At 62.7% G+C, this 18368-nt stretch carries 18 protein-coding genes; 5 read left to right on the top strand and 13 right to left on the bottom strand.

What is annotated here, in order from left to right; all coding sequences use genetic code 11:
- The first annotated feature begins 8 nt into the window (after positions 1 to 8).
- The 3 genes from GTP69_RS25220 (at position 9) to GTP69_RS25210 (ending at position 3907) form a co-directional block, all read left to right on the top strand.
- A complete protein-coding gene (locus tag GTP69_RS25220) occupies positions 9 to 1847 on the top strand; it encodes a glycoside hydrolase family 28 protein (RefSeq protein WP_161057458.1) in 1839 nt (612 codons plus the stop codon).
- Between the two features lie 8 nt (positions 1848 to 1855).
- A complete protein-coding gene (locus GTP69_RS25215) occupies positions 1856 to 3343 on the top strand; it encodes a pectinesterase family protein (RefSeq protein WP_202424566.1) in 1488 nt (495 codons plus the stop codon).
- A gap of 81 nt (positions 3344 to 3424) precedes the next feature.
- Entirely contained in the window at positions 3425 to 3907 is a 483-nt protein-coding gene (locus tag GTP69_RS25210; protein ID WP_161057457.1) for a hypothetical protein, read from the top strand.
- Here GTP69_RS25210 and GTP69_RS25205 read toward each other — a convergent pair whose 3' ends face one another.
- The 9 genes from GTP69_RS25205 to GTP69_RS25165 all read right to left on the bottom strand — a co-directional run bounded on the left by GTP69_RS25205 (position 3908) and on the right by GTP69_RS25165 (position 12702).
- Complete coding sequence (locus GTP69_RS25205) at positions 3908 to 4174, bottom strand: hypothetical protein (protein WP_161057456.1); 267 nt, start codon at positions 4172 to 4174, stop codon at positions 3908 to 3910.
- The gene (locus GTP69_RS25200; protein ID WP_146235919.1) at positions 4171 to 4395 is read right to left on the bottom strand and encodes a hypothetical protein; all 225 of its coding nucleotides are present in this window, start codon (positions 4393 to 4395) and stop codon (positions 4171 to 4173) included. The genes GTP69_RS25205 and GTP69_RS25200 overlap by 4 nt, the downstream gene beginning before the upstream one ends.
- A 74-nt stretch (positions 4396 to 4469) precedes the next feature.
- Entirely contained in the window at positions 4470 to 5981 is a 1512-nt protein-coding gene (locus GTP69_RS25195) for a glycoside hydrolase family 43 protein (protein WP_229261146.1), read from the bottom strand.
- Positions 5982 to 6028: 47 nt separating this feature from the next.
- Positions 6029 to 6907, bottom strand: coding sequence for an SMP-30/gluconolactonase/LRE family protein (locus GTP69_RS25190; protein WP_161057454.1), 879 nt, complete (start codon positions 6905 to 6907; stop codon positions 6029 to 6031).
- Position 6908: 1 nt separating this feature from the next.
- Positions 6909 to 8486 (bottom strand): aldehyde dehydrogenase (NADP(+)), encoded by a 1578-nt coding sequence (locus GTP69_RS25185; RefSeq protein ID WP_161057453.1) that lies wholly within the window; start codon positions 8484 to 8486, stop codon positions 6909 to 6911.
- Positions 8487 to 8562: 76 nt separating this feature from the next.
- Positions 8563 to 9474, bottom strand: coding sequence for a 5-dehydro-4-deoxyglucarate dehydratase (kdgD, locus tag GTP69_RS25180; protein WP_161057452.1), 912 nt, complete (start codon positions 9472 to 9474; stop codon positions 8563 to 8565).
- Positions 9475 to 9617: 143 nt separating this feature from the next.
- Entirely contained in the window at positions 9618 to 10358 is a 741-nt protein-coding gene (locus GTP69_RS25175) for a FadR/GntR family transcriptional regulator (RefSeq protein WP_161057451.1), read from the bottom strand.
- A gap of 91 nt (positions 10359 to 10449) precedes the next feature.
- On the bottom strand, positions 10450 to 11268 hold the full coding sequence (locus tag GTP69_RS25170) for an HDOD domain-containing protein (protein WP_161057450.1): 819 nt from the start codon (positions 11266 to 11268) through the stop codon (positions 10450 to 10452).
- 15 nt (positions 11269 to 11283) lie between these two features.
- On the bottom strand, positions 11284 to 12702 hold the full coding sequence (locus tag GTP69_RS25165; RefSeq protein ID WP_161057449.1) for an MFS transporter: 1419 nt from the start codon (positions 12700 to 12702) through the stop codon (positions 11284 to 11286).
- A gap of 209 nt (positions 12703 to 12911) precedes the next feature.
- Between GTP69_RS25165 and GTP69_RS25160 the strand changes: the two genes are divergently transcribed.
- Positions 12912 to 14231 carry a porin gene (locus GTP69_RS25160; RefSeq protein WP_161057448.1) on the top strand — a complete coding sequence of 440 codons (1320 nt, stop codon included), beginning with the start codon at positions 12912 to 12914 and terminating at the stop codon, positions 14229 to 14231.
- Positions 14232 to 14292: 61 nt separating this feature from the next.
- Here the strand turns inward: GTP69_RS25160 and GTP69_RS25155 are convergent, their stop codons facing one another.
- From GTP69_RS25155 to GTP69_RS25140, 4 genes are all read right to left on the bottom strand, one after another.
- On the bottom strand, positions 14293 to 14874 hold the full coding sequence (locus tag GTP69_RS25155; RefSeq protein WP_161057447.1) for a TerD family protein: 582 nt from the start codon (positions 14872 to 14874) through the stop codon (positions 14293 to 14295).
- Between the two features lie 15 nt (positions 14875 to 14889).
- Positions 14890 to 15588: a TIGR00266 family protein gene (locus GTP69_RS25150; RefSeq protein ID WP_161057446.1), complete on the bottom strand. Its 699-nt coding sequence runs from the start codon at positions 15586 to 15588 to the stop codon at positions 14890 to 14892.
- Positions 15589 to 15612: 24 nt separating this feature from the next.
- Complete coding sequence (locus GTP69_RS25145; protein ID WP_161057445.1) at positions 15613 to 16188, bottom strand: TerD family protein; 576 nt, start codon at positions 16186 to 16188, stop codon at positions 15613 to 15615.
- A gap of 83 nt (positions 16189 to 16271) precedes the next feature.
- A complete protein-coding gene (locus GTP69_RS25140) occupies positions 16272 to 17321 on the bottom strand; it encodes a DUF475 domain-containing protein (protein WP_161057444.1) in 1050 nt (349 codons plus the stop codon).
- A 101-nt stretch (positions 17322 to 17422) separates the two neighbouring features.
- On the opposite strand from GTP69_RS25140, the gene nhaR reads away from it, so the two are divergent.
- Positions 17423 to 18325 carry a transcriptional activator NhaR gene (gene nhaR / locus GTP69_RS25135; protein WP_161057443.1) on the top strand — a complete coding sequence of 301 codons (903 nt, stop codon included), beginning with the start codon at positions 17423 to 17425 and terminating at the stop codon, positions 18323 to 18325.
- Positions 18326 to 18368 lie beyond the last annotated feature (43 nt).

Raw genomic sequence — 18368 nt, 5'->3', positions numbered from 1 at the left:
AACACAGCATGACCATCAATAACCAACGCCGCAATTTGATGAAAGCCTTGCCGGCAGCTGGCGTAACGCTCAGTATTCCAGCCGTCGCCGCCACCGCGCCCGATCCATGGCTGCAGGCGCAAGGCATCATCGATCACGTATCCAAGCCGCTGGTGTTCCGCAAACAGGATTTCAACATCACCACCTACGGCGCCAAGCCGTGCAAGCTGACAAAAGTGAAAGCGTGGATCTCGCACGAGGAGCAGGAAGACCTCGGCACGCCGGCCGCCGGCGCCACCGACTGCTACGCCGCTATTAAAGCCGCCATCAAGGCCTGCAACGCAGCGGGCGGCGGACGTGTGCTGATTCCTGCCGGCGACTGGTACTGCGCCGGCCCGATCGTGCTGCTGTCGAATGTGAATGTGCACCTGGCCAAAGGCGCGCACGTCTACTTCAGCCAGAATCCGGCGGACTACGCCAAGTACGGCGACATCGATTGCGGCAAGAACGGCAAGCTGACCATCTCGCGCTGGCAGAGTAACGACTGCCTGAACTACTCGCCGCTGGTATACGCCTACGGCCAGACCAACATCGCCCTCACCGGCGACGACTGGACCTCCATCCTTGATGGCCAGGGCGGCGTGCCGTTCAACGACGTCGGCGATTCGTGGTGGACCTGGAAGGGCAAGCAAAAAACCATCAACTCCATCGGCCAGGGCACCACGCCCAACTTCAAGGCCGGCAAGATGTCCGAGAACACCGTCAATCCGCTCAACGCGGAATCGCTGGCCACCGTGGCGCCGGCACTGACCGAGGCGGAGCGCCTGCTGATTCAAGGTGAAGGCGACAAGTGGCGCGCCGATGCGCAGTATCTGCCGGCGTTGTCGGAAGCCGGCGTGGCGCTGTCCAAGCGTATCTTCGGCGTTGGCCATTATCTGCGTTCGCCGATGATCCAGATTATCGGCTGCACCAATGTCCTGCTGCAGGGTTACAAGGTGCAGAACACGCCGTTCTGGCAGCACCACCCGGTCCACTGCCGCAACCTGGTGATCCGCAAGGTGTACATGCACAGCCACGGTCCTAACAGCGACGGCTTCGATCCGGAAGCGTGCGACCACGTGCTGGTGGAAGACTGCACTTTCGACACCGGCGACGACTGCATCGCCATCAAGGCCGGCAAGGATCAGGATACGCAGTACGGTCCTTCGCAGAACATCGTGGTCCAGAACTGCATCATGCACAGCGGCCATGGCGGCATTACCTTGGGCAGCGAGATGGCCGGCGGTATCCAGAACGTGTTTGCGCAAAAGCTGGTGTTTGAAAACGCCAACTGGAAAACCAATCCGCTCAACACGGCGATCCGCATGAAGACCAATATGAACCGCGGCGGCTTCCTGCGTAACTTCTACGTGCGCGATTGCACGGTGCCGAATGGCGTGCAGATTACGCCGTCGTTCTACGCATCGCTGCCAGGTTCGCCGATCCAGTCGAAGACCGTGGCGACGGCGGCTGGCGCCATCGTCACCTTCGATTGCGACTACACGCCGATCAGCGACAACGTGCGCATTCGTCCGCCGATTGTGGATAACATCCAGATTTCCAACATCAAGGCCAGCAACGTGAACAAGGATGGCAAGACCGCGTCCTGCTTCCAGGCGATTGTGATTCTGGGTCCGGTGGCGTCGGACTACAACGGTCCGCAGCCGATGCCGCCGGTGTTCCCGGTGACGAATGTGTCGATCAGCGATTGCGATTTCGGCACGCCGGTGAATACCGCGTCGCCATGGTTCCTCTACAACGTCAAGAACATGACGCTGAAGAATGTAACCATTGGCGACAAGGTGCATAACACCGTGCTGTCGGCCTGAGAGGTGCGATGATGATTCCGCGCCTGCTCTGCACCTTGGCCATGATCGCCGCTGCTGCACCGGGCGGCGCGGCAACCATCCTGCTGCCCGCTGCCGGCGCGCGGCAGGTCAATCCCGATACGCATCTGACGCTGCGCTTCGACCAGCCGCCGGTGCTGGGCAGCGCGGGCATGATTCGCATCTACGACGCCGCCAGCGGACGGCTGGTGGACACGCTGGACCTCAGCATTCCAGCCGGCCCCACCGAACGCACCAAACTGCCGGCAGCGCCCTACCTGACCACGCCCTACGTCTACGCAGACGGTCCGCGCGCAAGCAACGCCAACACGCGCGCCGGCATGCCCTCCGCCGGCGCCGAACCAGGCGATGGCAGCAAATACCAGCTCACCATCATCGGCGGCTTTACCGACGGCTTCCACTTCCATCCAGTGATCGTGCACGACAAGACGGCCACCATCTACCCGCACAACAACCTGCTCGCCTACGGCAAGCGCTATCGCGTGCAGATTGACGACGCGGTGTTCGGCCACGCGATCAAGCCGTGGGAATTCAGCACCAAACCACGCGGCCCGGCGGCCGATGCACAGCGCGTGGTGGTCAGCGCCGACGGCAAGGGCGACTTCAGCACCGTGCAAGGCGCGCTGGACTACGTGCCGGATCATCCAGCCAAACGCGTGACCATCTTCGTGCGCCATGGCGACTACGAGGAGATCGTCTACTTCCGCAACAAGTCCAATATCACCATGCAGGGCGAGGCCCGCGACAAGGTGCGCATTCACTACGCGAACAATGAGGTGTTCAATCCCCATCCGCCCAACATCAGCACCAATGAGCAGCCGGGTACCTTCCCATCGCGGCGCGCGGCGTTTGCGGCGGATAACGTCAAAGGCGTGCACCTGCGCGACCTGACGCTGGAGACCACGCTGCAAGGCCAGGCCGAAGGCTTGCTGATCACCGGCTCGGAAAACATCGTCGCCAACACCACCGTCATTGGCTCAGGCGATGCCTTGCAGGTGAACGGCAGCACCTATCTGCCCGACGTCAAAGTGGTCGGCCACGGCGACACCATCCTCGGCCGCGGCCCGGCGTTCTTTGAGCGCTGCGACATCCAGTCGCGCAATGCCTTTATGTGGATACGCAATCCAGCCACCAATCACGGCAACGTGTTTGTCGACTGCCGCTTTACTGCGCTTGCCGGACCGACTGAATTGGCGCGCCTGCCGGCCAATAAGGGCAACAACTATCCGTATGCAGAAGCGGTGCTGATCAACGCCACGCTAAGCGGCATCAGTCCCGCCGGCTGGGGGCAGATCGACGGCGACGCGGCCAACGTGCACTTCTGGGAATTCAACAGCCGCAATGCGGACGGCACGCCGGTGGATGTCAGCCAACGCAATCCAGCCTCACGCCAGCTGACAATGGAACGCGACGCCGAGACCATCCGCAACTACAGCAACCCGGCGTGGGTACTGGGCGGCTGGGCGCCGCCACATTGATGCGCTGACGAGCGTCGCATCGCCGCAACCGCAGCGTGTTGGCGTTGGCATATACTGGCCTCACACTCAAGGAGGTCCGTCATGCGATTCCTGCCCGTGCTGTTATTGTCTGCGGCCGCCGCCGCGCAAGCCGCGCCGAATGAGGCGCTGAAGCCGATGGCCTTCCTGGCCGGCCATTGCTGGAAAGGCGAATTCCCCGGCGGGAAGCAGACCGACGAGCACTGCTTCCAATGGCTGCTAGACGGCCACGCGCTGCGCGACACCCACACCGTGCGTGCGCCCGGCAAGCCCGATTACGTCGGCGAGACGCTCTACTACTACGACTCCGCCGCCGGCCAGGTAGCCTACCTCTACGTGGAAAACTCCGGAGGCCACAGCCGCGGCACCATGAAGCCGTCTGATACAGGCCTCGATTTCCCCGAAACCCGCTTCATCGCCGGCGGCAAGGAACTCCCCTACCGCGCCCACTGGACCACCGCCCCCGACGCCTACGAAGCCGTCAACGAAATGTACCTCAAGGATAAATGGGTCACCCAGTTCAAAATGCTGCTGAGGAAGCAGTGATCACTTCTTGGTGCCGCTGGTGAAGTAAAACGAAATCACCAGCGTCGCCATTGGCAGCATCCCGATCTTGATAATTTCGATCAATGCCGCCAGCGCCTGGTTATCAGGGTAACAGGCGTACCCAGCCATGATGACTGAGCTGATGAGCGCCAATCCCAATGTAATCTGTTTCGCAAATATGAGCCGATCGCGCTCATTAATCGCCGGTTCCGGCGATCGCGGAAAGATGTTGAAAAGATCGACTTCTTGTTCGCTCGGCGTACTCATCGTACGCCTGTCACCACACCAACAGCACGCAAGGAATTGTCAGGCATGCGCTGGACCAAACCCAGCGATGAACCATCTCCTTTTTGCTTCTGATCGTAGGCAATTTTCAGAAGCGAGAATGCCCCCTTCATGGCTCTTGCTTTGCTGATCCCCTGTTCACAAGCAAAAGTATTAAGGAAGTCGTCAATTTCTTCTGGCAGACTCAACGTCATGGTTCGCATGATGCACCTCCGCATGGTGAGGGAAAATTATACTGCGGTGGTGCGCTGCGGTCGTTTGATCCAGGCCAAACGAATCAGGGCGTCACGCGGAAGTAGTCGATGTCGGCGTGGCCGCCGTTGCCGGCGCTGAAGAGGCCCATCTGGGCGCCGACCCAGCGGCCCATCTTGGCGGTGAATTGCGCGCCGATCGGCGTGTACTTTTTGCCGTCCACGCTGTAGGAGAATTGCGTGACGCCGCCGGCGATCACCTGCATGCGCAGCCACACTTGCGGCGACGGCAGTTCCACACCCGCCTCCTGCTGCTCGTGGCATTTGACGTCGGCCTGGTAGCAGCTCACCAGCGCCAGCTGGGTGCGGCCTTCGAGACGGCGCGTGCCCAGCCAGGCGTAATCGGCGCCGTACATGACCAGGCCCGCGACGCCGCCGTCAGCCTGACCGGCAGCATCCAGCCTGGTGTCGACGGTGAAGGTTTCAGCCGGCAGCTTTTGCAGCAGCAGCGACGGCACGTCCCACAGATTGCCGTCACGCGGCTGCGCGAACAGGCGCAGCTTGCCGCCATCCAGCGCGTACCACGATGGCTGCCAGTTCGCATTCCACTGCCATTGCAGGCCAAGCGCCGGGCCTTTGAATTCATCACTGGTCGGCGGTGCGGCCACTGCCTGTCCGCTCACCGGCAAGCGATAACGCAGCACCGGCTGGCCCGCCGTGCCGCCGATATCTTCACCGATCAGCGGCCAGCCATCGCGCCACGTCATCGGCTGCAGATGCACCACGCGGCCGTAGGCGCGCTTGTCCTGGAAATGGATGAACCAGTCCTCGCCTTGCGGCGTCTGCACCCACGCGCCCTGATGCGGACCGTTGACCGACGAACCGCCCTGCGCCAGCACGATGCGGTCCTCATACGGCCCGTCGATACGGCGCGATCGGAACACCGACTGCCATCCCGTTTCCACGCCGCCGGCCGGGGCAAACACGTAGTAGTAGCCGTCACGCTTGTAGAACTTCGGCCCTTCCAGCGTGGTGTACTTCGGCAGCTTGTCGCCGTTGATGATGACCGTGCCTTTGTCGTCCAGCAGGCGGCTGGCGTCCGGCGCCATGCGGCGCAAGGTCAGCACGTTGGCGAAACCGGCGCGGCTGCGCGCCCACGCGTGCAGCAGATAGGCCTGGCCGTCATCATCCCACAGCGGCGTTGGATCGATCAGCCCTTTGCCGGCCGCCAGCAGATGCGGTGCGGTCCACGGGCCGGCGAAAGACGTCGCCGTGATCACATAGATGCCGAAATCGGGATCGGGATAGAAAATCCAGAACTTGCCGTCGTGGTAGCGCAGGCTTGGCGCCCACACGCCCTTGCCATGCTGCGGCTTGGCGAAAACCTCCAGCGGCACCAGCTGCGGCAAGGCGTGACCGACCAGGGTCCAGTTGACCATGTCCGGCGACTGCAACAACGGCAGTCCCGGCGCGTTATTGAAGCTGGAAGAAACCAGGTAATACGTCTCGCCGACGCGGATCGCATCCGGGTCCGAATAGTCGGCGTGAATAATGGGATTCGTGTATTCGCGCGGCGCAGTCGCGCATGCGGCCAGCAAGGCCGCAAAGAAAAAGGGCAGACACCTGAAAAGTATCCGCCCCATCATCATGCTCCAAACGGCGTTTCGGCAACGCCTTTCACACCTGGACGCAGCAGCGCCACCGCCCCGCCCCACTCCGCATCTTCCGGCTTGCCGGAGACGATGGAGGTGACCAGCAGCGTGTCCAGATCCTTGCCGCCGAAGGCGCACATGGATGGCTTCAGCATCGGCACGTCGATGCGGCGATCCAGCTTGCCGTCCGGCGTGAAGCGCAGCACGCAGCCGCCGTCGTTACCGCAGATCCAGTAGCAGCCATCGGCATCGACCGCAGCGCCGTCCGGACGGCCCGCATAGGTCGTCATATCGGCGAACACGCGGCGGTTGCTCGGCACGCCATCGGCGATGTCGTAATCAAACGCCCACACCATGCGCCGTTGCGGATGCGAATCCGACAGGTACATGATGCGGCCATCCGGCGAAAACGCCGTGCCGTTCTGCGTCAGCAGCTCGGACACGAACGGCGCCGAAATACCGCGCCCCGCATCGTAGCGATACAGCTGGCCGACCGCCTTGGCGGCGCCCATGTCCATGAACATGGTGCCGGCCCAGAAACGGCCCTGACGGTCGCAACGGCCGTCATTGAAACGCATGCCTTCACCCAGGCCCGAAGCCGGCGTCGCCAGCTTGAACGCCGACGCGGCTTGCGCCTCGCCCAGCTCCAGGCTGAAGATGCCAGTCTCCATGCCCGCAATCAGGCCGCCGCCGGCCTTGGTCGCCACGCAGGCGGCCATTTCGGCGGTGTCCCAATAGCGGGTGGCGCCGCTGGATGCCTCCATGCGCCACACGCGTTTGGCGGGAATATCGACCCAGTACCAGGCCGATTCCGCCGCGCTCCACGTCGGGCTTTCGCCCACCGTGCAGGAAACGCCGCTTACGCGCTCCACCTTAGCCGTTCCAGACCAGGTCGCCGTTCACCACGCGCGGGATGTTCTGCGGGTTAGCGTCCTGCAGCGATTCCGGCAGCAGGTAGGCTGGCACGTCCTGGTACGACACTGGACGCAGGAAGCGGTCGATGGCCGAGGCGCCAACCGAGGTCGAACGGCTGTCCGACGTCGATGGGAACGGGCCGCCGTGCACCATGGCGTACGCGACTTCCACGCCGGTGCCGAAGCCGTTAAACAGGATGCGGCCGACTTTGCGTTCCAGCACCGGCAGCAGTTTGGCGGCCAGCGCCTTGTCGTCGGCGGTAGCGTGCACGGCGCCGGTCAGCTGGCCTTCCAGATGCTCGGCCACAGCCAGCAGTTCTTCTTCATTGTCCGCCACCACCAGCAGGGAGGTTGGGCCAAAGATTTCGCCTTCCAGCGCAGCGTCGGTCAGGAAACGCTTGGCATCGACTTGGTACAGGAATGCTTGTGCGGCGCATGGTGCGTCGGTGGTCTGGCCAACGGCAACTTGCTTCACGCCGTCCACGCCAGCCAGGCCTTTGACTCCATTGACGTAGGCTTTGTGGATGCCTGGGGTCAGCATGGTGGCTGCGCCTTTTGCGCCGATGGTGCCGGCAGCGGCGTCAACGAACGCTTGCAGCTTGTCGGATTTCAGCGCGATCAGCAGGCCCGGGTTGGTGCAGAACTGGCCGGCGCCCAGGGTCAGCGAATCAGCGAACTGCTGTGGCAGCTTAGGATTGTCCAGCGCGCCTGGCAGCAGGAACACCGGATTGATCGAGCTCATCTCTGCGTACACAGGGATCGGTTCCTTGCGGGCAGCCGCAGTGTGCATCAGTGCAACACCGCCGGCGCGCGAGCCGGTGAAGCCGACCGCCTTGATGGCTGGATGCGACACCAGGTTCTGGCCGATGGTCTGGCCCGAGCCGATCAGCATCGAGAACACGCCTTCCGGCATATTGCACTCTTCAGCGGCTTTGGCGACCGCCTTGCCGACCAGTTCCGAAGTACCCAGGTGAGCCGAGTGGGCTTTGACGATGACCGGGCAGCCGGCTGCCAGTGCCGAGGCGGTATCGCCACCAGCCACCGAGAACGCCAGCGGGAAGTTCGAGGCGCCGAACACCGCAACCGGGCCCAGGCCGATCTTGCGCAGGCGCAGGTCTGGACGTGGCGCCGGTGCGCGGTCTGGCAGCGCACTGTCCAGCGTCGCGGATTGGAAGCGGCCTTCGCGCACTACTTTGGCGAACAGGCGCAGCTGGCCGACGGTACGACCGCGCTCGCCTTCCAGGCGGGCTTGCGGCAGGCCGGTTTCCTGCATCGCGCGCTCGATCAGGGTCGGGCCCAGATCCAGGATGCGGTCAGCGATGGTTTCCAGGAATTTGGCGCGCTCTTCCAGGCCGGTGGCGCGGTAGATGTCGAACGCCTGGTCGGCCAGTTCGGCAGCGCGTTGCAGGTCGGCAGCGCCGGCCAGGCCGAACGCTGGTTCGATTTCCACGTTACGCGATGGATCGATCGCCTTGACGGTGCCTTCTTTGCCTTGAACCGCGGTGCGGCCGATAATCATTTCGCCAACTACTTGCATGGTGACTCCTTAATGTGTGAAAAGCGCGGACGAAGCCGCGCTTTGATTTTTACTTATTGTGCTATAGCTTAGCCGATTACTGCGCGCCTTGCTTGAGCATCAGTTTGTGCAGCATGTCGATTTCTTCGGCGTTCAGGTCGGTCAGCGGTGCGCGCACCGGACCGGCATCGTAGCCTGCCAGTTTGGCGCCGGCCTTGACGATCGACACAGCGTAGCCGGCTTTGCGGTTACGGATGTCCAGGTATGGCAGGAAGAATTCGTCGATCATGCGGTTCTGTTCGGCGTGGTTGTCCGACGCCACAGCGTGGTAGAAGTCCATCGCCAGTTTCGGCATGAAGTTGAACACGGCCGACGAGTACACCGGAGTACCCAGCGCTTTGTAGGCTGCGGCGTACACTTCCGCAGTTGGCAGGCCGCCCAGGTAGCTGAAGCGGTCGCCCATTTTGCGCCAGATCGAGACCATCAGTTCGATGTCGCCGATACCGTCTTTGAAGCCGATCAGGTTAGGGCAACGGTCGGCCAGGATCGCCAGCGAGGTTGGGCTCAGGCGGCAGTTGGCGCGGTTGTAGACCACAACGCCCAGGTTGGTGGCTTTGCAGACTTCGGCCACGTGTTCGATCAGGCCGTCTTGCGACGCTTCGGTCAGGTAGTGTGGCAGCAGCAGCAGGCCTTGCGCGCCGGCTTTCTCGGCTTCTTTAGCGTAGGCAGCGGCCACGCGGGTCGGACCACCGACGCCAGCCAGGATCGGCACCTGGCCACGGCAGGTGTCGACGGCGGTCTTGATGATTTCCGGGTATTCCTGTGGGGTCAGCGAGAAGAACTCGCCAGTGCCGCCGGCGGCGAACAGCGCGGTCGCGCCGTATGGAGCCAGCCATTCCAGACGTTTGATGTAGGTCGACTTGTTGAAGTTGCCTTCCGCGTCGAAGTCAGTTACAGGGAACGACAGCAGGCCGGAGGAAAGGATTTTTTTCAGGTCATTCGGTTGCATTACAGTCTCCAATATTAACGTCTGGTGAAATGAGGAACGATATCTCGTCGTGTTGTATGACATCGTACAACTAGATCTGGATGGAAGCAAGCGATTTCACGTAAAGCTGTCAATCGCCGGGTTCGGTGTTGCTTATTTAAGTGCTAAGCGCTCACCTCTTGTTGCGCGCGGCGCAGGCGTTCGCGGCTGTTGCTGAGGTGGGTGCGCATGGCGGCCCGCGCCGCTTCGGCATCCTTGCGCTGGATGGCGTGGTAAATATCATCATGCTCGCGGTTGACGCGCTCCTGATAGGCTTTCGGGTCGTCATGCGCCAGTTGCTCCGAATCGAGGCGCGCGCGCGGGATGATGGTGTTGCCCAGGTCGCTGAGGATGTCGACAAAATAACGGTTGCCGGTCGCCTGCGCGATCAGCAGGTGGAACGCCTTGTCCGACTCCACCGCCACGGCGCGGTTGGGCGCGGCGACGATGCGCTTCAGCGCGGCGTCCATCAGCGTTACCTGCTCGTCGGTGCGGCGGCTAGCGGCCAGCCAGGCGGCTTCGGTCTCCAGACTGATGCGCAGCTCCAGGATCGACAGCACATCGCCGATGGTGCGGATGGTATCGGCGGCAAAGATATTGGTCGGCTGCGGCTCCAGCACAAAGGTGCCGATGCCGTGGCGGGTTTGCACCAGGCCGGCGGCCTGCAGGTGCGAGATGGCCTCGCGCACCACGGTGCGGCTGACGCCGTGCATTTCCATGATGACCGACTCGGTCGGCAGTTTTTCGCCCGGTTTCAGCGTGCCGGCCTGAATGCTGCCGGTGAAGCTCTCCACCACGCCTTGGGCGAGGTTGCGGTGCTTCTTCTTCGGCAATGCGGCGGCGGGGACTGATGCGATCTGATTCATGGCGGTTGAGTTGTTGTATGACGACTATAAGGATACACGTATTGGCGCGTGCATTATATCTACAACATCATTTTTGCCACAAATTAGGGGCTTAGACCAGCAGCGCCGCGCTCATCGAGGCAGCTTCGTCGGCCGATTCCAGCAGGATCTGGTCGAGCAGCGCGTTGTCGTCGACAAAACCGGTCAGCGACGGGCTGTCCTGCCCTGCCGCCAGCGGCGAGCGCACCGGCGCCAGGCGCTTGGCGATCAGCAAGGTATCGCGCAGGCCCAGCGGCGGCGGCGTCAGCGTGGCGCCGCGCAGCGAGACGATGGCCTGGCTGACCGGCTCGGGAATGCTCATCTTCTTCATCATCTCGCGGGCGATGATTTCCTGCGCCGCGCCCATCCACTCGGCAGGATCGTCCAGCAGGCCGGGAATGTCGTCGGCGCGCGACAGCAGGTAAAAGCCGCCGGCCTCGTGCACGATGCCGGCAAACAGCGCCGTATCCGGATCGGTGGAGGTCAGCTTGCGGCCGATCACATAGGCCAGCGCCGCCACGTGCGCCGTGTGGCGCCACAGCTGGTCGGCCTGCCGGCGCAGCTCGCCGTCGCGGATGCGGGCGCCAAACTGGCGCACCACCATCGCTGCCGCCATGGTGTACAGGTTGCGATAGCCTACCCGCTGCACCGCTGCGCGCACGCTGGTCACCGGCGTGCCGCTGCGGTTGAACACCGCCGCATTGGCTAGCGCCACCGTGCGGGCGGCGAGCAGCGGCTCGGCCAGCACCTTGCGGATCACCTCGTCCATCTCGCTATCAGGATCGGCCAGCGCCAGTTGCAGGCGCAGCACGGCATTGACGCTGGTGGGGAACACCAGCTCGCCGCGTGTCGCTTGGTCGACGATCTGCGAGAAGTCTTTCAGTTTTTCCATGGAAACATTATAGCCTTAACGGCCAGCGCCCCTTGCAACTTGCTCGCCGGCGTTGGGGCTAAGACGCAACGCATCGACCAGACCGAGCAGGCTGACCAGCGCCACCAGCAGGAAGGCCAGCCGGTAATCGATGGCCGCCCAGTCACCAATGCCGAGCTGCTGCGCGCTCCAGTGACCGAGGCGCACGCCGCTTGCGCCCAGCGCCACGCCGAGGCCCAGCGCCACCTGGAACGCGGTGCTGAACAAGGTGTTGGCAGCCGCCATGCGCTGCTGCGGCACGTCGGCAAAGGCAATCGTGTTGAGCGCGCTGAACTGCATCGAACGCGTCAGGCCGCCGGCAAACAGCACGGCGGCGATCACCCACACCGGCGTGGCCGGCGTCAGCAAGGCGCAGGCGGCCAGCGTGGTCACGTTGGCGATGCCATTCACCAGAATCACCGGGCGGAAACCGAAGCGGCGAATGATCGGCGTGGTGGCCGGCTTCATCATCAGGTTGCCGGCGAACACGGCGATCACCAGCAGGCCGGAATGGAAGGCGTCCAGGCCGAAGCCCAGCTGGAACATCAGCGGCAGCAAAAACGGCACGGCGCCAATCGCCATGCGGAACAGCGAGCCGCCGATAATCGTGATGGAGAACGTCGGTATCGCCAGCGACGACAGGTCGATCAGCGGATGCGCGGCGCGCTTCAGATGCCAGCCCAGCGCGGCCAGCAGCAGCGCGCCGGCGGCCAGGCAAGCACCCGCCTCCTGCCAATCGGGATTCTGGCCGCCCACCACTTCCGCGCCCCAGGTCAGCAACAGCAAGGCGCTACCGCTAAGCAGAAAGCCGGGCCAGTCGAACGGCCGTGGTTCAGCGGCGCGCTTGTCGGGAATCAGCCACCACGCCAGCGCCAGCGCGATCACGCCCAGCGGCAGGTTCAGATAAAAAATCCAGCGCCACGATGCATAGCTGGTGATGAAGCCGCCCACCGGCGGCCCCAGCACCGGCGCCACCAGCGCCGGCCAGGTCAGCGTGGCGATCACCGAAATCAGTTTTTCCTTCGGCGTGTTGTTCAGCACGACCAGACGGCCGACCGGCACCATCATCGCCCCGCCCGCGCCTTGCAGCACGCGCAGCCAGACGAATTCGCTCAGGCTGTTGGCCATGCCGCACAACACCGACGCCAGCGTGAAGATCGCCAGCGCCGCCGCAAACACGCGGCGCGCGCCGAAGCGCTCCGCCACCCAGCCGCTGATCGGAATGAACACGCCCAGCGTGAGCAGATAGGCGCTGACGCCGATGTTTAACGCCAGCGGCGCCACGCCGAACGAATGCGCGATATCCGGCACCGCCGTGGTGATCACGGTGCCGTCCAGGTTCTCCATAAAGAAAGCGCCGGCCACCAGCAAGGCTATCCACTTGCTGTTGACCGGCGACTGCGTACCGCTGTGCATAAGCCGCCTTCTGCCGCATTGAGTTCAATGCCCGCCATTCTGCCGCATGTGCCGCGTGCGCGTACACCGGCTTGCAAAACGCTAGCGTAGCTTCGCATTTGCAAGTGTGTTATTCCAGCCACGAATTATGCGAACACTCGTGCCATTTTGTCGGGACTGCTATAGAGTCGAACTACCGAACACAACCAAAAATATCGGAGACAAACCACATGAAGAGAACCGCCGCATCCGCAGCGTGCTTGACTGCACTCGCCTTGTTCGCCGGCCAAGCCGCCGCGCAATCTTCCGTCACCATTTACGGCACGCTCGATGTCGGCCTGGACCGGATCGACAAAAGCCAGGGCAATGTCCAGGGCACCGTGTTTGGCGTCAGCGGCACCACGCCCGTCCCCAACAGCATCGCCGCGCCGGCCAGCGTGACCACGCGGCTGAGCCCATCGCACACGCGCCAGAGCAATATCGGTTTTAAAGGCGTGGAAGATCTGGGCGGCGGCTATCGCGGCCTGTTCGTGCTGGAAGGCGGCATCACCATCGACAACGGCGGCCTTGCCAACGACAACCGCCTGTTCGGCCGCCAGGCGTATGTGGGCCTGACCACGCCGGTCGGCGAAATCAAGGCCGGCCGCCAGGCCAGCCCGATGCTGATCGGCTACTACCTGGTGACGCCGGAAGCCCTGGGCAGCACTGACTTCTTCGGCGCCGGCCTGGTGGTCAACACCGTGCAGACGTGGCAGGACAACCAGCTCAGCTACGCGATCAAGCAAGGCCCGATCACGGCGATTGTCTCGTACGCCACCAACTCCGGCATCGGCAGCGGCATCAGCGCTGCGCGCGCCACGGCTACCGCCTCGACGCCGGTGGCAACCGGCACCACCGGCCAGATCGTCGGCGGCCAGACCGCCGGTGCGGAAACCGCCAGCGGCCGCGGCAAAACCGCCGGCGCGCTGCTGGCCTACCGCGCCGACAATATTGTCGCGCTGGCGTCCTACCACCGCAACAACTTCGACAACGTGCCGATCGGCGTGGTGTCGGGCACCACGCTGGTGCCGCTGTTCATCGGCGAGAAGTTCAGCTCCTACATGGGCGCGGTGAAATACACCATCCCTGGCGTCGGCACCTCGATTGCGATTGGCGGTCACGAAGCCAAGTTCTCGCTGCGCGGGAACACCGATCCAAAAGTGCGCACCTGGACCGCAACGCTTAAACATCCAATCGGCCTGTTCGACCTGAGCGCGATCTTCCTCGACACCCGTTTCACCAACTATACCGAAGGCAAGGACCGTGGCCTGATGCTGGGCGTGGACTACAACTTCTCCAAACGCACTGCGGTGTACAGCCGCTTTGGCGGCATCAAGGACAAGCGCGGCAAGACCGTGGTCAGCAGCGCGACGCCCTTGCCGCTGGCTGGCGGTCCGGGCGCGATCCTGATCCCGCTGGGCACGCAGGAAGTGCCGCTGTTCTCCGGCGCTGGCCAGAACATCGACGCCCGCACCACCATGTTCAGCGTCGGTCTGCGCCACTCGTTCTAAAAAAAAGGGCGGGGCACTGCCGGTACAGTGCTCCGCCCAAAGCTACAGCCGAGGATAATTGTTAGAGGTGGGTCGCGATCTGCGGCAGCAAGTCGTCAAACGTCCGCCCGTTGCCGTTCTCGCCGATGGCGTGCATCTTCCACTCGCCGTTGTGACGGTAGATCTTGGCCATGATCTGCGCCGAGTGCGGTCCCTGCACCGACAGATTGAAGCGCGCCACTTCCTTGCCGCTAGCGGCATCCAGCAAACGGCAATACGCATTCTCCACCTGCGCAAAGGTCTGGCCGGTGAAACTGTTCACCGTGAACACCAGGCTCTTGATCTGCGACGGCACAGCATTCAGGTCGACGTTGATCTGCTCATCGTCGCCATCGCCGGCGCCGGTGCGGTTGTCGCCGGTGTGCACAATGCTGCCGTCCTTGCTTTTCAGCTGGCGGAAGAAGATCACATCCACCGGACGGTGGCCTTCGTCGAACATCACGCACGAAGCGTCCAGGTCGACCGCTTCGGTTTTGGTGCCGAAGCCGAGGAAGCCCTTGCTCTTGATGGCGTCCCAACCGAGACCCATGGTGACGCGACCCAGCGCGCCGCCGGCTTCCTTCTCCAGAGAGATTTTCTGGCCCTTGCTTAAATTGACTGTCATAGTGACTCCTTTAATTTACGATGCCGACTGACGGGTCAGCCAGGCTTGCAGCGAGGCGCTGTTGCGCGAGCAGATCAAGATCTTGCCCTTGCCCGAGAAGCGCAGCACCATGCCTTCCCCGCTGGTCTGGCTGTTCACCAGGTTGCTGAGGAAGCCGCTGTTGCCGCCCGTGGTGACCGAGATTTCGTAGCGCAGCGCGCTATCCCATGCCACCACGTGCGAGTTGTCGATGATGACGTCGCGCCCCGGTTCCACCTCCAGCTGCGAGATCGAACCAAAACCCGACACCACGGCCTGGCCGACGCCGCTGGTTTCGGTGATGAAGAAACCACCGCTGCCGGCGAACAGCGCGTTGCCCAGGCTTTGCGTGCGCACCTTCAGTTCCACGCCGGAGGTGGCGGCGACAAACGCGCCGTCGCTCAGCATGTACTGCTGGTTGCCGAGATCCAGCGTCTGCATCGCGCCGGGCAGGGTTGGCGACAGCAGGCAATCGCCGTCGCCGCGCACCGCCTCGATGTGCTGCTGGAAGAAGGACTCGCCATTGGCGAAGCGCCGCATGATGGCCGCGCCGATGCCGCCAGTGATCTTGCCCTTCAGGTCCAGCGGCGCTTCCATCATCACCATGGCGCCCGATTCGCAGTAGATTTTTTCTCCCTGGCGCAGCGATACATGAAGAAATGGATCGACGTCGCCGGTGATGGTAAATACAGGCATGATTGCGAGTCCTTTCAGATCAAGTTAAACGCCGACGCCGAACGAGCCGGCCAGCGGACCAAGGCCGCCCTTGAAGCCCTGGCCGACGGCCTTGAACTTCCAGTCAGCGCCGTTGCGATACACCTCACCGAAGATCATCGCCGATTCGGTCGAACCGTCTTCCGACAGGTCGTAGCGGGCGATTTCGGTATTGCTGCCGGCGTTGATGGTGCGGATGAACGCCTTCTGCACCTGGCCGAAATTCTGGCGGCGTGCATCGCCTTCGTGGATGGTGACGCAGATCGCGATGCGTTCCACATCGGCCGGCACCTTGGTCAGGTCGATGGTGACGGTTTCGTCGTCGCCATCGCCGGCGCCGGTGCGGTTGTCGCCCGAGTGGGTCACCGACTGGTCGGTCGATTTCAGGTTGTTGTAGAAGATGAAGTCGCTGTCGTTGCGAACCTTGCCGTCTACTTTCAGCAGGAAAGCCGAGCCGTCCAGGTCGAAGGCGTTGCCGTCGGTGGAGCGCACGTCCCACCCCAGGCCGACCGTGATTTTCGACAGGCCAGGGGCCTCTTTGCTCAGATTAACGTTGCCGCCTTTTTGCAGACTGATTGCCATTTTGATGCTCCTTAAATGAAAACCGGACTAGGTACTACAAGGCGGCGGGCCGTTGTCCGTATAAAACGGCCCGCCGGGTTCTGTTACGCCGTGACGGCGATGGTTTCCTGCTTGCGGCGGTGGCGCACTGACGACCACACCGAGGCGGCGATGAACGCGACGCCGATCAAGCCGGTGAAAATTTCTGGTACGTGATACTTCATACTTGCCAACATGATCGCGGCCAAAATACCGATGGCGTAGTGGGCGCCGTGCTCCAGGTACAGGAACTTGTCCAGCGTGCCCTTCTTCACCAGGTAAATCGTCATCGAGCGGACAAACATCGCGCCGATCGCCAGGCCCAGCATGATGATCACAACGTCGGTGGTGATCGCAAAGGCGCCGATCACGCCGTCAAAGCTGAACGATGCATCCAGCACTTCCAGGTACAGGAAGCCGCCGATACCGCCGCGCTTGACCAGGTCGCCGACGCTGCCGCCGCCCTCTTCTTCCTTCTCCAGCAGGCTGCTGATGCCGTCCACGCCGACGTAGATCAGGATGCCCCACAGGCCGGAAATCAGCACCACCAGCTTCTGGCCTTCAGCCACCAGGCCCATACAGCCCATCAGCACGCCGATGGCGATCATCACCGAGATGGATGAGACCTTGCCCAGCGAGCCAAGTTTCTTCTCGAAGTTACCCAGCCAGTGCGTTTCCTTCTCCGAATCCAGCAGGAAGTTCAGGAACACCAGCAGCAGGAACATGCCGCCGAAGGCCGCCACTTCAGCGTGGTGATTGGTCAGGTGCGTCGAGTAGGTCTTGGGATCGTTCAGCGCCAGCGTCCACACATCGACGATGCTCATGTCGGCGGCCACCGCCACAATCACCAGCGGGAACACCAGCCGCATGCCGAACACCGCGATGATGATGCCGACGCCGAGGAACAGCTTCTGCCAGTACTCATCCCAGGTCTTCAGCACCGAGGCGTTGACCACCGCGTTGTCGAACGACAGCGAAACTTCCATCGCCGCCAGAATCAGTGCGATACCAAAGGCCGACAACGCGCCGCTCCACCCTGCCAGCTCATAGCCCCACCAGCCTGCCAGGCCCAGGCAGAGAAAGCTGACGAGGAAAGAAATCCTGAAGTGCTTCATCGTTTTCTCTCGTAGTTATTAATCGATGGACGCAGTGTAAAGAAAACCCGCACTTTGAAAAATAGAAGATAATCGAAGTATTACTTCGTAAAAGCAGAACTATGAAAAATAGCGGATTGAATTTCAGACACTTGTATTTCTTCTGGATGGTGGCCAAGGAAGGCGGCGTCACGCGCGCCGCCGAGCGTTTGGGACTGGCGGTGCAGACCATCAGCATGCAACTGGCGTCGCTGGAGAAATCGGTCGGCAAGCAGCTACTGGAGCCGCAGGGACGGCGGCTGGTGCCAACCGAAGCGGGCAAGCTGGCGCTCAGCTATTGCGACCAGATCTTCCTGCTGGGCGACCAGTTGCAGGACGCGCTGGAAGAGGCGGAGACCGACAAGATGCGGCTGGCGGTCGGCATCTCCGACTCGCTGCCCAAGCTGATCGCCTTCCGCCTGCTGCAGGCGACGCAGCAGATGGACACCCGCGTGCACCTGGTCTGCATGGAAGATGAATTTGAAAATCTGCTGGCCGACCTGGCGCTGGGCAAGCTGGACGTGGTGCTGACCGACCGCACGGTGCGCGCCGGCGGCAGCCTGAAGGTGTTCAGCCACCTGCTGGGCGAAAGCGACATGAAACTGTTCGGCGTGCCGCGCCTGGCGCGCAAATACCGCCGCAACTTCCCGGACAGCCTGCACGGCGCACCGCTGCTGGTGCCCACACGCAACAACGCGCTGCGCGGCCGCATCGACGCCTGGCTGGTGGAACGCAAGGTGCGGCCGGAAATCGTCGGCGAGTTCGAGGACAACGCCATGCTCAACACCTTCGGCCGCAACGGCCTGGGGCTATTCTTCGCGCCGTCGGCGCTGGCGCAGGACATCGAAGACCAGTTCGGCGCCGTGCTGGTGGGCGACGCGCCCGAGCTGCGTGAGCACTTTTACGCCATCTCCAACGCCCGCAAAATCACCCATCCGGCCATCGAAGCTATCCTGAATGAGGTACATAGCGGCTTGTTCGCATGAACATATTTTGCGGTGCACAAGCGCCGAGTCGTTTAAGATGCAG

The organism is Duganella levis (assembly GCF_009857605.1).
Taxonomy (GTDB): domain Bacteria; phylum Pseudomonadota; class Gammaproteobacteria; order Burkholderiales; family Burkholderiaceae_D; genus Rugamonas; species Rugamonas levis.
The sequence above is the reverse complement of the archived record's forward strand: the minus strand, read 5'-3'. Positions and strand labels throughout refer to the sequence as shown.

What these genes read in the sequence shown, in the direction of transcription:
- GTP69_RS25160 (WP_161057448.1), top strand. Translation starts at nt 12,912, where the DNA reads ATGAAGAGAACCGCCGCATCCGCAGCGTGCTTGACTGCACTCGCCTTG.
- GTP69_RS25140 (WP_161057444.1), bottom strand. Translation starts at nt 17,321, where the DNA reads ATGAAGCACTTCAGGATTTCTTTCCTCGTCAGCTTTCTCTGCCTGGGC.
- GTP69_RS25155 (WP_161057447.1), bottom strand. Translation starts at nt 14,874, where the DNA reads ATGACAGTCAATTTAAGCAAGGGCCAGAAAATCTCTCTGGAGAAGGAA.
- GTP69_RS25205 (WP_161057456.1), bottom strand. Translation starts at nt 4,174, where the DNA reads ATGAGTACGCCGAGCGAACAAGAAGTCGATCTTTTCAACATCTTTCCG.
- nhaR (WP_161057443.1), top strand. Translation starts at nt 17,423, where the DNA reads ATGAAAAATAGCGGATTGAATTTCAGACACTTGTATTTCTTCTGGATG.
- kdgD (WP_161057452.1), bottom strand. Translation starts at nt 9,474, where the DNA reads ATGCAACCGAATGACCTGAAAAAAATCCTTTCCTCCGGCCTGCTGTCG.
- GTP69_RS25185 (WP_161057453.1), bottom strand. Translation starts at nt 8,486, where the DNA reads ATGCAAGTAGTTGGCGAAATGATTATCGGCCGCACCGCGGTTCAAGGC.
- GTP69_RS25165 (WP_161057449.1), bottom strand. Translation starts at nt 12,702, where the DNA reads ATGCACAGCGGTACGCAGTCGCCGGTCAACAGCAAGTGGATAGCCTTG.
- GTP69_RS25200 (WP_146235919.1), bottom strand. Translation starts at nt 4,395, where the DNA reads ATGCGAACCATGACGTTGAGTCTGCCAGAAGAAATTGACGACTTCCTT.
- GTP69_RS25215 (WP_202424566.1), top strand. Translation starts at nt 1,856, where the DNA reads ATGATGATTCCGCGCCTGCTCTGCACCTTGGCCATGATCGCCGCTGCT.
- GTP69_RS25175 (WP_161057451.1), bottom strand. Translation starts at nt 10,358, where the DNA reads ATGAATCAGATCGCATCAGTCCCCGCCGCCGCATTGCCGAAGAAGAAG.
- GTP69_RS25145 (WP_161057445.1), bottom strand. Translation starts at nt 16,188, where the DNA reads ATGGCAATCAGTCTGCAAAAAGGCGGCAACGTTAATCTGAGCAAAGAG.
- GTP69_RS25220 (WP_161057458.1), top strand. Translation starts at nt 9, where the DNA reads ATGACCATCAATAACCAACGCCGCAATTTGATGAAAGCCTTGCCGGCA.
- GTP69_RS25150 (WP_161057446.1), bottom strand. Translation starts at nt 15,588, where the DNA reads ATGCCTGTATTTACCATCACCGGCGACGTCGATCCATTTCTTCATGTA.
- GTP69_RS25210 (WP_161057457.1), top strand. Translation starts at nt 3,425, where the DNA reads ATGCGATTCCTGCCCGTGCTGTTATTGTCTGCGGCCGCCGCCGCGCAA.
- GTP69_RS25170 (WP_161057450.1), bottom strand. Translation starts at nt 11,268, where the DNA reads ATGGAAAAACTGAAAGACTTCTCGCAGATCGTCGACCAAGCGACACGC.